Below are 12,279 nucleotides of genomic sequence, written 5' to 3'. Positions count from 1 at the left end.
CTTCCGGTACACCAGCACAGCCAGCGCGACGCGGGCGAGCTGGTCACCCGTCCGGGGGCCGGTACTCAAGGTCGCCCCCCGCTTCCTACCGCCCGGCCGTTTATTGACCCTTATTGCTGACCCATGTCCCTCGCCCAAGAATGATCAGAAGTCACGGGAACGCATGGCTCACCTCCCCCCGGGGGTCAAATCATCAGCAGATTGATTTATTGTCCTCGGGTGCGAGATAAGGGAACAAGAGCAGATCGCTAATACGCCGATAACCGCCGCTAATCGATCGCCTTGTCGACGCCGTACACGCGCAGAAACCGCCGCCGCTCGATCTCGGCGCGTTCCGTAGCTGCTCGTGGCCGTGCCCAGCACCGTGGAGGGCAAAGGAGGGTGACCATCTCGCGGGCGGCGGCCGAGAACAACAGGCAGGGCGTGGTACAGCTTGCGGTGGTCCCGGAATCGGGGGGGCGAACGTGCCGCCCGTGCGATGCCCCGGCCAGCTTTGTCCAGGCCCGCTGCGGCCGATCAGGTTCTGCGCGAGATGACCATGATGTATTCGCAGGGAGCGTTCGTTCGGTTGGCGAAGCCGTGGTCCGCGTCGGCCTGGAAGAACAGGGAGTCGCCTGTGTTCAGGGTCTCGCTGATCCCGCCGATCGCGACGGTGAGGGTGCCTTCGAGCACCACGAGTTGTTTCTCCGTACCCGGCGGATACGCGGGCAGCAGCCCGGTAGAGACCTGCGCGGGGAGGTAGTGGACGACCATCTCGGCTCCTCCCGCGCCCGGGGCCGCTGACACCATGTGCCGCTCGAAGCCGGTTTCCGGGTCACGGAAAACGGGGCGATCGTTCTTGCGCATGACAATGGCCACACCAGACGCGGCAGCAGCCGGCGCACCGATCAGATCCGAGAGCGACGCGTCGAGCGCGTGGGCGATCCTGGACGCGACGCCGATCGTCGGGCTTTTCTCACCGCGTTCGACCTTGGACAGCATCGCCCGGCTGACCGACGACTGTGTGGACAGCTGCTCCAGCGTCAGACCCGCCTCCTCGCGGCGTCGCCGCACGTTGCCGCCGAACGCGCCGGCCAGGTCGTCACCGTGCTGTGGTTCGGCCGCGTTTCCGTCTTGCTCAACCACCGTGCTCCTCGATCGATGGGGTACTCGCTGCCCACAGTGTAGGGTATTCTCCTAAAGAAGATCTTTTCTCCTATAGGAGACGCGCGATGCGCGCCCAACACGACGGAGGTTCCATGCGCTTGATCTCGAGTGGCCGGCACCATGCCACGTTCGAATTCGGCGATCTGCAGGTGATCTCGCTGCGAGACGGGTATATCGACATGCCGCCGACACGACTCCGAGACGAGGATGGGCGGACGCTCGATGAGCTGCCGGCCGCCGTCCCGCTGGCCGGCGACAACTTGCGTCTGTCGGTCAACGCCTTCTTCGTCACCGACGGCACGCGGTCGGTTCTCATCGACACCGGCGCGTCCAACGCCTGGCACGACCCCACCATGGGACTGATCTACGACGCGCTCGACGAAGCGGGAATCGACCGCGCGCATGTCACCGATGTCGCCATCACCCACAAGCACGAAGACCACGTGAGCGGCCTGATCGCGCCGGACGGTTCAGAGGCGTTCACCAAACTCGAGCGCGTGTGGATCGGCGCGGGCGACACCTCGGTGTTCACGGGGCGGCTCGAGCCGATCCGCGACCGGGTCGTACCCGTGTCGGAGAAGGTCGCGATCAACGACTGGACCACCGCGATCCCGACACCGGGCCACACGCCCGGTCACACCGTCTACGACGTCAGGAGCGGCACCGGCCACCTTCTCGTCTGGGGCGACACCGTTCACGTTCCCACGCTCCAATTCGATCAGCCGAACGTGTCCTGGGAGCTCGACGGCAACCAGTCCCAGGCCCGCGCCGCGCGAGCGGCCCTCCTCGAACAACTGACCCAACCACACCACTTCGTAGCCGGCGCCCACCTCGACTCACCCGGCATCGCCCGCGTAACCCCCTCCGGCGACGGTTATGCGCTGGAATACCTCGCACCACCGATCGGCTGACCGAGCCGGTCGGCCTCCGGGCCGCGCCCGCCGATGGCGGCCATGAAGGCAAGCTCGACTGGCCCGGCTGGTCGCCCACGAACCCGACCACCTGGAGGCCGCCGCTACACCAGCCGCATGCGCGGCGGCCTCCAGCCCACGGAGACGCCGCCCATGCCCGATGAGCTGCTCAGCACGGCCCGCGTCCAGCCTGGCGGCGCGTTCGCGACAGGCCGGGATGTCTGGCTCGGCGCTTGGCTCCCGCCTTTCCGTTCGCTGCGGTTGCGGTGTTCCGGCAGGACCTCATGAGCTCCATGATCTTGGAGACGCCATGCCCCGCGCATTCTGCTATCAGCCGTGACCATGGTGCGGAAACAGTAAGGAAACAGCGGCAGGACTACAAATGAAGCACCACAAGCCGAGGCCGATCCGATCGCCAACAGAAAGGACCTTTTATCGTGAATCGCGCGAAAGCGATTGGTGTAGCAGTTCTCGTCGCAGCGGCAGCGGCCGTCACCATCGCCCCAGGGGCGGCGTACGCGGACCCTCCACCCGGCAACTGCGAAACCGGGTTCACTTACAGCCTTGATGGCACCTGGGCCACGTGCAAGACCGGCTCGGGATATGCGCGGGCCCTCGCGGTCTGCATCAATAAGTCGGGGAAAACCAAAGGAGGTCTGGGCCCCTGGGTGGCGGTCGGCGAACACTCATACGCCTACTGCCCCGACAGCCACCCCACGATTGTCGACCACACGTACAGGATCAAGACATACTAGTACGACAGCCGCCCATTCATTGGCTGAGCTGGGTATCGCCTACCGTACGGCGGGGCCGTTGACGGCGAGCGCCGCCGGGGTCAACCACCGAGTGAGCGACGGCACGATCTGGTCCCGGAAGCTCCTGGTGATGACAGCGGCAGGTTGTGGTGATCAACCCCTCTGCCAGGAGCTGCGGGCCGCTTGACCTTGCACCTGTGATCCGAGAATCAGATGGCGCAGGGCTTCGACGCCTGCGAACATCTCCTGACCACTTGACGGGATCGGGAGCCGCATCGACCGCTCCCAGCCCTCCGGCGTGTACTGCTCGGGGCAGGCCATCACACCGGCGTTGTTGACTTCCGCGAGGTGGCCGAGCGGGGCACGCTCACCACGGCCGCTCCCGCGCTCGGCCACACCCGGCCCGCGGTGTCCCGCCAGATCGCCTCGCTGGAACGCGCGGCCGGAACACCGCTGCCGCACCGCCGCCACGACGGCGTGCGGCTGACCCCTGCCGGGCAGATCGTCCCGCGCCGCGCCGCCACCGTCCCCGCGATGTCACCAGGAGTGCGCGTCCTGCCCGTCCGGGGCGGCCCCGCCGAACAACGACGCATCCTGACGCCCACGCCCCGGACCGGGGCGCCGTGGCCCGCGTCCCGGCGAAGCCAGGGTTTCCGTGGTCAGGGGACTCGCCCGACGGCGCAGAGGAACCCGGCTCCTCCCGGGCCGGCGATCGACAGCTCCCCTGGGCCCTCGGCACGCCAGACGGACGTCTCCACCAGGCCCGGCTCCAACAACTCCAGGCCCTCGAAGAAGGCGGTGATCTGCTCGCGCGAGCGAGGGGCCAAGGCACCCGATGTGGTTCCACGGTAGATCGCGCGGCCCTTGCCGACGTCCTCACTGCCGAGCTCGCCCGCCGTCACGTGGGAGAGGATCAGATGGCTCCCTGAGGGCAGGGCTTCACGGATGGCGCGGACGATGCCGAAGGCCTCGTCGTCGTCGCCGACGAAGTGCAGCACGGAGACCAGGAGTACAGCCAGAGGACGCCGCAGGTCGAGGTGTCGTGTGACATCCGGGTCACCGAGGATGGCCTTGGGGTCACGCATGTCGCCATTCACCACGATGGTGTCCGGGGTCTTCGCCAGCAGGGCACGGGCGTGCGCGAGCACGATCGGATCGTTGTCGACGTAGACCACCCGGGAGTCGGGAGCGGCCCGCTGCGCCACCTGGTGGACGTTTTCCTGGGTCGGCAGGCCAGTGCCGATGTCAAGGAACTGGCGGATCCCCACCTCGGCGACCGCGCGTACGGCGCGACCCAGGAACTCCCGGTTGTCTCGCGCGATCTCTTTCCCATTGGGAGAGATCTTCAGGATTCGCGCAGCGGCCTCGCGGTCGGCGGCGAAGTTGTCCTTGCCACCGAGCAGGTAGTCGTACATCCTGGCGACGCTCGGCACGGTCGGGTCTATCCCCGCTGGGGCTCGTTCCTGCTCGGTCATCCCTAACTCCCAGCCTCGCACGGATAATCCACACCCACTCCATCGATCATCTCATCATGATCCATTCCTGCGAACATCGGGCCGCTGACGGCCAGGGAGTCCGGCGCGCGAGACGCCGTGGTGGCCGCGACCGGCGCCCGGTACGCCCGCGGCCCCAGCACGCGCGAGACCGCGCCGAGCCCGGGACTCCGCTCTCTGGCCGACATCGAGGGCGCTACATCTTCGCCGCCGCTCTCTTGATCGCCTCTCGGATCCGGAAGTAGGTGCCGCAACGGCAGACGTTCTCGATCGCATCGATTTGTGCGTCAGTGGGGTTCCTGGTCTCGTTCAGCAGTGCCACGGCGGCCATGATCTGGCCTGGCTGGCAGTAGCCGCACTGCGCGACGTCCTGCTCCAGCCATGCCTCTTGCACCGGGTGCAGCCTGTCGCCGTCGGCGAGACCCTCGATCGTGGTGACCTCTCTGCCTTGGGCCTCGGACACCGGGACAACGCAGGGATTGATCGCCTTTCCGTCGAGGTGGCTGGTGCACGCCTTGCACACATCGATCCCGCAGCCGTACTTCGGGCCGGTCACGCCGAGCCGATCACGCAGCACCCACAGCAGGGGCAGGTCTGCGGGCGCGTTGACGGTGACGGTCCTCCCGTTCACCGAAAAGGTGTAGCGGGGCATCTCGCGGCTCCTCAGCGGGGGAAGGGGGTGAAGTCGACGTCGAAGTTGATCGGGAAGCTACGCGGCCTGGTGCCGGTGGCCCGCGCGTAGGCGTTGGCGATGGCGCCGACCGCGGCGGGCACGCCGAGCTCGCCCGCGCCACCCGGCTCGCCGTTGGCGGGCATGATGAAGATCTGCACCTTGGTCGGCGAGTCCTTCTGCCGCGCGTAGTGGAACTGTGAGTAGCTGCCTTCCAGCGGCAGGCCCCTGTCGATGTGCAGGCCCGCCCGCAGGGTGGTGGAGATGGCGTCGGTCAGGCCGCCGAGCAACTGCGCCTCCAGCCCGCGCGGGTTGATCGGGCGGCCGACGTCGGCGGCGATGACGGCCTTGACCACCCGCGGCTTCTTCGGATTTCGCGCGTCGATCTCGACCAGGCAGGCGGTGCAGGATTTGTACTCGTCATGGAACCCGACGCCCTGGGCGAAGCCCGCCGGCATGTCGCGGCCCCAGTTCCCCTCCTCCGCCACCTTGTCGAGCACCGCGCGCTGCCGGGCGGTCTTGAGGAACTCACGGCGGAACGCGACGGGATCCTTGCCCATCTTCTCCGCCAGTTCGTCGACGACGATCTCCTCGGCGCCGCGGGTGTTGGCGGACCACACCGACCGCCAACTGGCGGTGTGCATCTTCAGCGGCACCTCTTTGAGCAGTTCCGTGACGACGCCGAAGCGGTAGGGGACCTTCACGCTCAGGTGGAAGACGGCCTGGGCGAAGCTCATGTTGCCGGCGACCGGGAGCCTGGTCGCGACGGCGGTGAGCATCTCGCCGACGCCGTGCCTGAAATCCGTCTCCACGGCGGCCACTCGGTGCTCATAGGTCAGCACCTTGCCGCGCGCGTAGGTGGCGCGGATCTTGTGGTGGCTCGCCGGGCGGGCCCGGCCGTGTCGCATGTCGTCGCTCCGCGACCACATCAGCTTGACCGGCCTGCCCACCGCCTTGGAGATTCGCGCCGCCTCGACCGCGGCGTCGGGGAACAACTTACGGCCGAACGAGCCGCCACTCTGCGTCACATGGACGGTGACCCGTCGTTGCGGCAGGCCGAGCGCCGCGGCGATGTCCTGCCGGGCGAGGATCGGCGACTTCAGCCCGGCCCAGATCTCGGCCCGGTCCTTCCGCACGTCGGCGATCGCGCAGTTGGTCTCAAGGGGCGCGTGGCTGACGAACGCGAAGTCGAACTCCGCCTCGATGTGGCCGGTCAGCGGCGGCACCACGGCCGGCAGGACCGCGGCGTGCAGGCGCTTGCGGATCCCGGCGTCGGACAGGGCGTCGACGGTCCCGGCGTTCCAGGTGACGTCGAGCGCCTCGACGGCGTCCATCACCTGTCCGAACGTCTCACCCATGACCGCGACACCGGTGGGGATGACGGCGAGGGCGATCACGCCGGGCATGGCCCGAACAGCGGCCTCGTTCTTCACCGACCGTACGGTGCCGTTGATCGTCGGCGGGCGCCGCACCATCGTCGGCTTGGCGCCCGGCACATCGATGTCGAGCGCGTACCGCAACTGGCCCGTGACCATCGCGCGGGCGTCCACACGCGAGGTCGGGGTGCCCACCAGCTTGTGCTCGGACTCCGGCTTGGGCTTGGCGGTGAGACGCGACAGGGGAAGTTTCGCCGCGCGAGTCGTGAGGGAACCGTACGCGGCCCTGCGCCCGTCCGGCGCGACCACCGCGCCGCCGCGGGTGACCAGACGGTTGGCCGGTACGTCCCACAACTCACCCGCCGCGGCGACCAGGCGTGCCCGCGCGGCGGCGGCCGCCTTGCGCACCGGATCGTAGAGCGCGCGGACCGAGTTGGAGCCTCCGGTGAGCTGGCTCAGCAGCAGCTCGGGTCGCGCGTCGGCGAGCCGTACACGCACCTTGCCCAGCGGGACGTCCAGCTCCTCGGCGACCAGCATCGCCACCGCCGTGGTGATGCCCTGACCGACTTCGGCGCGGGGTAATTCGACGCGCACCTCGCCGTTCTCGGCCACCTCCAGGACCAGCATCAGGTGCGCGGTCGGGGTCGCTGCGAGGATGAGCGCGTCACCGGCGTCCATGATGTCCGCGGGTTGCGGGACGCTCGAACCGGCGTACGCGGGGGCGGTCGTCTCCGTGCTGAGCGCGAGTGTCAGGGTTGGAGCGGCGACCAGGACCGTCAGAAAGCGGCGCCGGTCGACCGCGCCGTCCTCGTGCCGGGCGGAGCTCGGGGTGGGACTGCCCATCGGATCCCTTCTGACTGTGAGAATGGTCCTTCTTAACAGAAGCGGCCAAGTCCGAGAGATCGGATAGATTATCTCGGCACGCCTCGCGCCGCCACGAGTTGAGGAAGAAACGGCCACCAGGGCACGGCGATCGCCCCTTCAGGGCACGTGGGCAGCACCGAGATGACGCCCGCTTGTTCCCGGTCACCTGCACGGCGCCGGCGGATCGCCGCAGCGGCCGCCCAATACCGCGCTCAGGCGAGAGTCGCCGATTCTTCGATCAACGCCTCGGTCGGGCCCGCCCCAGCGGCTTGCCGCCCAGAGGCGCCACCCGCCGGCTCACGGCGCCGCCGTACCGGCTGGTCGCCCACCACGCGCCCACCGAGGCGGGACTCATCGCCCACCAACGGCAGCACTCCCCGGCGGAAACAGCGGCAAATGTGAATCTTGTGCCCGCCGCGGGCGCCCACGCGCCGCGCCGACCGTCCGTTGCTTCGCCGTTCCCCGGCGATCCGCTATTCCCGGAGGAACTGCGCCAGCGCCGCCCGGATTTCGGGCTGGTAACCGCCCCCGTTCAGCTCGAGGAGGGCGGCCTCCACGACTGCGCTGTTCCACATGGCCGCGCTCGGCCCCGGGTGCGCCCAGCCCATGGCGGCGAAGTCGGGGCTGCTCAGCTGGATGACCAGCATGTTCCGGGAGGCGATCGCCTCGATGATCGCCGGGTCGACGCGGGCCTCCAGCAGCAGGGCCCGGACGCCGCGATGGGTCAGGCATTCATCGAGGTAGGCGTTCGCGGCCGCGAGCAGCCTCGCCCGGCCCGGTGGCATACCCGCAATCGTCTTCTCGATCTTCGCGAACGTGCGGTCGTGGAACTCGGTGTGCAGCGCCAGCAGGAATTCCGACCGGTCGCGGAAGTGGTGGAAGAAGGTGCCCTTGGCCACGCCTGCCTCGGTGACGATGAGGTTGACGCTCATGCCGGCCAGGCCCGTCCGCTCCGCCAAGGACAGGCCCGCGGCGATGAGCTGCTTGCGGGTGGCCGCCGCGCGCTGCTGCCGGACGCCGGTACTCACTGCGCGCTCCCGGCAGTCGCCACCGATTCGAGGAAGGGCAGTACCAGGCCCAGGAACCCGTCCGGATCGGAGGCGAAGGCCACGTGCCCGGTCTGCAGCGTCCGCAGGTCCGCGCCGGGTATCGCCGCCTGCGTCCGGCGTGCGGCGGACAGGGGCAGGATGATGTCCCGCGCCCCCCATGCCACCAGCACGGGCACGCCGAGCCGGGGCCCGTCGGCCCGCAGGTCGTAAGCCGGATCGGCGAAGCTCCGCCACAGCGCGGCGGAGACGGCGGCGCCTGTCCTGCTGCGCGCCCGGTCCTGGACCCGGCGGGTGATGGCGCGGGTCCGGTCGCTGCCGGCTTTCATGTACCGGGGAATGAGATGGGGGAACACCGCCCGGTTGACGACCGGGACGCCTAGGACGCGGGCTGCGAGGCGGGGGACCTTGACGAACCCGCCGGCATTGACCAGGACGAGCCCGGCGACCCGGTCCGGGTGCTCCAGCGCGAGCCTGGCCGCGGCGTACCCGCCGACCGAATTGCCGATGAACACGGTGGGCGCGAGATCGAGTTCGGCGGCGAAGTCGGCGAGTACGCCGGCCAGCAGCGGCGCGGTCACTGCCGTCGGCCCGGCGGGCATCTCGGAACGGCCGTGGCCCGGCCAGTCCACGGCCAGCACGTGGTAGCCGGCGGCCGTCAGCGGTCCGGCCACGGCGTCGAAGTCGGTGTGGTCGTGCAGGGTGGCGTGCAGCAGCACGAGCGGCCGGCCACTCCCCTGCTCGGCATAGAACACCTGCCCCGCTCTGGTCTGGACAAAAGGCATCGCGAATCCCTCCGTACTTTGACCGACCAGTCGGTCAATTTACGGCTCAGGTTAACTTCCTGCCCACGTGACAGGCAACTCCCACGTGATCAGCAGGCAGGGGCGGCCACGCCCGCCCTTGACCCCGATCGACTTGCGATGGCGGCGGGTGACCCCTGACACGTAGTTCAGGATCCGGGACGACGGAGAGCAGGCCCTGAGGCCGCCGGATCTGGTTCCGGATCGTCCTGGTCGGTCGCGGGCCGGCCGCGACGGGCAGTCAGCTGAGCTGCTCGGCCAGCGCGACGATGATCCCCTCGGGGCCGCGGAGGTAGCAGAGCCGGTAGCTGTCCTCGTACTGGGCCACCTCGCCGACGAGTTCGGCGCCGTGGGCGCGCAGGCGGGCGACGACGTCGTCGATGTCGCCGACGGCGAACATGACGCGATGCATGCCCAGCGTGTTGTGCGGCGGGTTGTGCGGTCTCGCGCCGATCGCCGCAGGGGTGTGGTATTTCGCCAGTTCCAGCCGGCCGTGGCCGTCCGGGGTCCGCATCATCGCGATGTCGCAGCGGACGCCGTCGAGTCCGACGGTACGGTCCGCCCAGGGGCCCTCGATCTGCGCTTTGCCTTCCAGCTCCATGCCGAGTTCTACGAAGAACGCAATGGCAGCCTCGAGGTCGTCGACGACAATGCCGACGTTGTCCATCCGCTGGAGCGTCATGGTGGTTCTCCTTGGTCACGCGGCCCGTCGTGGCCGCTGGTATGCCTGGGACGGAGCCGGCGCCACGTTCTCGACACTGGGAGGCGGCCGCCCTCACGGCCTGACTTGCTGCCTCTGTAGGTCACGGCGCCCGCGGCCGTGACTTTCAGGCGCGGCCCGTACGTTGAGCCGCACCCGCCAGCGGGGTGAGTCCGCGGCACCTCACAATCAGGCGCCCCGCTCGTCTACGCGGTGTCACCAGGCGCCGCCAGCCAGGGCATGCGGTGGACAAGGCCGTCGCGCAGGCGGGTGAGAGTGGCGATGCGCTCCTCCAGCTCAGCCACCCGCTGCGCGGCGACGGCGTTACTGGCGGCGCACGGCGGCGCGTAGCAGAACACCTCGGGCAGCTCAGCGTCGAGGTAGTCCAGGAACGACTTCACGTCTTCGACGGTGAACCCGCAGGCCAGCAGCTCACGAATGTTGCGGACGCGGAGGGTTGCGCTGGGCTCGTACACGCGATATCCCGCAGTCGTACGGCCGGACTCCAGCAGGCCCTGCTCCTCGTAGTAGCGCAGGGCACGGGTCGTGGTCCCGGCCTCCGCGGCCAGTTCACCGATGAGCATCACAGGCACCTCCGAGTCCAACCGTACGACTTCACGTACCCATCAAGGTCAAGTCCCGAGCCGGACCACCGTCTTCCCGGTGTATGCGCCCTTCACGAGACCGAGGAGGGCCTGCGGCGCGTTCGCGAGCCCGTCGATCACCGTCTCGTCGTGGACGATCGCGCCTTCGCTCAGCCAGGTACGGAACTGCGTGTCGAACTCCGGCGCACGGTCAAGATGATCGCTCATGGTGAAGCCGCGCATGGTGAGGCGCTTGCCGATCACGCTGAGCAGGTCGCCCGGCCCGTTGTCAGGACGGCTCTCGCCCTGCCGGTTGAGGGCTCCGCACAGCGCGATGCGGCCGTGCGGGTTCATGAGCTCGATCGCGGCCTGCAACTGTTCGCCGCCCACGTTGTCGAAGTAGACGTCGATGCCCTCGGGGGCGGCCTCGCGCAGCCTGTCCACGATCGGGCCGTCGTGATAGTCGAAGGCCGCATCGAACCCGAGTTCGCCGGTCAGGTGGGCGACCTTCTCGGGTGATCCGGCGCTGCCGATCACCCGGGACGCCCCCTTGAGCCGGGCGATCTGACCGGCCATGTTTCCAGTCGCTCCAGCCGCGCTGGAGACGAAGACGGTGTCGCCGGGCCGTAGCTCCGCGGCCTCCATGAGCCCGACATACGCGACCAGCCCGGAGCCCAGGTAGGTAGAAGGGGTCGGGTAGGCGTTGCGGTCGACGCGACGGAACAGCCCAGCATGCGCCACGGCGTACTCGCGCCAGCCGAACCGATGCATCACCAGGTCCCCCGCGACAAGTGACGGGTCGGCGGAGGCGATCACTTCGCCGATGGCGGCGCCGTACATCACCTCGCCGATCTCATAGCGGGGCATCGGCAGACCCGAGATCCCCGCGATCAACATGAGCATGCCGGGCTCGAGCGACATGAACAGATTGCGGACCAGTACCTGACCCCCTGCGGGATCAGGGACAGCGACCTCGGCGATCTCGAAGTCGCCGGGAGTGGGCAGGCCCTCCGGGCGTGCGGCAAGCCTGACCTCCAGTCCGGTGCGGGAGGTGCCGGAGAATATTGTGCTTTTCGAAGGTGCGTCCATGCCGAGGACCGTAGGGGTTCACCCATACGTGAAGGTCAAGCCGTTCGTCCGGTGACTGCCCAGGACATGCCAGGAACTCAAGCGGGTCGTCGTCGCCCCTGCCAGTGCCAACGCCGTCCGTGGTGGCACCAACGCGCTTGCCCCTTCCACCGAGGTCGTGATCGACAGCCGCAGCCGAGTGGTGTTGCCGAGGCGGTACCACAAGTCGTTGCCGGTGAAGTCGCCTCTTTCTGGGCAACGAGCCTTTGGGGGCCAGGCCCGGTAAGCCTGGATCACTGTCGGCTGGCGGCATCGCCGACCCCCATAGTGGGGGTACGCCATGGACTGACATGCCCCGTTTTTCCGGACACCGGAGTAAATGAACTATATCATGCAGCGGCTCGCCGAGCGTGCCATTCCTCGAGGACTTCCAGCGGCGGCCGATAACCCAACACAGAATGCAGGCGCCGACGATTATAGAAGCCCTCTATATATTTGATCACAGCGGTACGTGCCTCCGCCACACTCGTGAAACTGCGATGATGAACGAACTCCGTCTTCAGTTTGCCGAAGAACGATTCCGCCATCGAGTTGTCAAAACAGATTCCAGTTCGCCCGACCGACCGCCTTAAGCCATGCCGGTTCAGCGTGACGGCATACTCGTGAGACGTATATTGACTGAGGTTTTCTCTGCGACTTTCACATGATCCGTCCGTGCTCGAAGTGGGTGAGAACGAGCGCTGCTCGGGCCACATCGCCAATTCGTGAGGGGCTGAGCGTCAAATGCTGAAGGGTGCGCCAGCGCTGCTCCAGGAGCGCGAAGCCACGTTCGCCGAGACAACGAAGGCCGCGCAGAAGGGCGT

The 12,279-nt window shown here is 68.2% G+C and carries 10 protein-coding genes and 2 pseudogenes; 2 read left to right on the top strand and 10 right to left on the bottom strand.

From position 1 onward, the window contains the following. Nucleotides 1-516 precede the first annotated feature (516 nt). The gene (locus ABGB18_RS45075; protein WP_347701855.1) at nt 517-1,125 is read right to left on the bottom strand and encodes an XRE family transcriptional regulator; all 609 of its coding nucleotides are present in this window, start codon (nt 1,123-1,125) and stop codon (nt 517-519) included. A gap of 86 nt (nt 1,126-1,211) precedes the next feature. Between ABGB18_RS45075 and ABGB18_RS45070 the strand changes: the two genes are divergently transcribed. Next, nucleotides 1,212-2,057 carry an MBL fold metallo-hydrolase gene (locus ABGB18_RS45070; protein WP_347701854.1) on the top strand — a complete coding sequence of 282 codons (846 nt, stop codon included), beginning with the start codon at nt 1,212-1,214 and terminating at the stop codon, nt 2,055-2,057. Between the two features lie 1,103 nt (nt 2,058-3,160). Beyond that, nucleotides 3,161-3,301: pseudogene (locus ABGB18_RS45065) on the top strand (LysR family transcriptional regulator); the annotation flags it as partial. 170 nt (nt 3,302-3,471) lie between these two features. On the opposite strand, the gene ABGB18_RS45060 reads toward ABGB18_RS45065, so the two are convergent. The 9 genes and pseudogenes from ABGB18_RS45060 to ABGB18_RS45020 form a co-directional block, all read right to left on the bottom strand. Then, nucleotides 3,472-4,287, bottom strand: a complete 816-nt coding sequence (locus ABGB18_RS45060; protein WP_347701853.1) for an SAM-dependent methyltransferase — start codon at nt 4,285-4,287, stop codon at nt 3,472-3,474. Nucleotides 4,288-4,501: 214 nt separating this feature from the next. Further along, a complete protein-coding gene (locus ABGB18_RS45055) occupies nt 4,502-4,957 on the bottom strand; it encodes a (2Fe-2S)-binding protein (protein WP_347701852.1) in 456 nt (151 codons plus the stop codon). 11 nt (nt 4,958-4,968) lie between these two features. Then, entirely contained in the window at nt 4,969-7,194 is a 2,226-nt protein-coding gene (locus tag ABGB18_RS45050; RefSeq protein WP_347701851.1) for a molybdopterin cofactor-binding domain-containing protein, read from the bottom strand. A gap of 494 nt (nt 7,195-7,688) precedes the next feature. Beyond that, nucleotides 7,689-8,243, bottom strand: coding sequence for a TetR/AcrR family transcriptional regulator (locus ABGB18_RS45045; RefSeq protein WP_347701850.1), 555 nt, complete (start codon nt 8,241-8,243; stop codon nt 7,689-7,691). Next, nucleotides 8,240-9,046, bottom strand: coding sequence for an alpha/beta hydrolase (locus tag ABGB18_RS45040; protein WP_347701849.1), 807 nt, complete (start codon nt 9,044-9,046; stop codon nt 8,240-8,242). Before ABGB18_RS45040 ends, ABGB18_RS45045 begins: the two co-directional genes overlap by 4 nt. Before the next feature lie 259 nt (nt 9,047-9,305). Then, nucleotides 9,306-9,731, bottom strand: a complete 426-nt coding sequence (locus ABGB18_RS45035; protein ID WP_347701900.1) for a VOC family protein — start codon at nt 9,729-9,731, stop codon at nt 9,306-9,308. 239 nt (nt 9,732-9,970) lie between these two features. Beyond that, the gene (locus tag ABGB18_RS45030; protein ID WP_347701848.1) at nt 9,971-10,348 is read right to left on the bottom strand and encodes a MerR family transcriptional regulator; all 378 of its coding nucleotides are present in this window, start codon (nt 10,346-10,348) and stop codon (nt 9,971-9,973) included. Between the two features lie 48 nt (nt 10,349-10,396). Continuing rightward, nucleotides 10,397-11,437 (bottom strand): NADP-dependent oxidoreductase, encoded by a 1,041-nt coding sequence (locus tag ABGB18_RS45025; protein ID WP_347701847.1) that lies wholly within the window; start codon nt 11,435-11,437, stop codon nt 10,397-10,399. A 368-nt stretch (nt 11,438-11,805) separates the two neighbouring features. Further along, nucleotides 11,806-12,051 (bottom strand): annotated as a pseudogene (locus ABGB18_RS45020) (integrase core domain-containing protein); the annotation flags it as partial. Between the last annotated feature and the right edge of the window lie 228 nt (nt 12,052-12,279).

Origin of the sequence: Nonomuraea sp. B12E4 (assembly GCF_039871825.1) — a bacterium.
Classification (GTDB): domain Bacteria; phylum Actinomycetota; class Actinomycetes; order Streptosporangiales; family Streptosporangiaceae; genus Nonomuraea.
This window is presented reverse-complemented; position numbering and strand designations above follow the sequence as displayed.

Bases quoted from the DNA above. Each gene is read 5' to 3' on its own strand.
- ABGB18_RS45070 (WP_347701854.1), top strand. From the start codon at position 1,212: ATGCGCGCCCAACACGACGGAGGTTCCATGCGCTTGATCTCGAGTGGC.
- ABGB18_RS45060 (WP_347701853.1), bottom strand. From the start codon at position 4,287: ATGACCGAGCAGGAACGAGCCCCAGCGGGGATAGACCCGACCGTGCCG.
- ABGB18_RS45055 (WP_347701852.1), bottom strand. From the start codon at position 4,957: ATGCCCCGCTACACCTTTTCGGTGAACGGGAGGACCGTCACCGTCAAC.
- ABGB18_RS45050 (WP_347701851.1), bottom strand. From the start codon at position 7,194: ATGGGCAGTCCCACCCCGAGCTCCGCCCGGCACGAGGACGGCGCGGTC.
- ABGB18_RS45040 (WP_347701849.1), bottom strand. From the start codon at position 9,046: ATGCCTTTTGTCCAGACCAGAGCGGGGCAGGTGTTCTATGCCGAGCAG.
- ABGB18_RS45035 (WP_347701900.1), bottom strand. From the start codon at position 9,731: ATGGACAACGTCGGCATTGTCGTCGACGACCTCGAGGCTGCCATTGCG.
- ABGB18_RS45030 (WP_347701848.1), bottom strand. From the start codon at position 10,348: ATGCTCATCGGTGAACTGGCCGCGGAGGCCGGGACCACGACCCGTGCC.
- ABGB18_RS45025 (WP_347701847.1), bottom strand. From the start codon at position 11,437: ATGGACGCACCTTCGAAAAGCACAATATTCTCCGGCACCTCCCGCACC.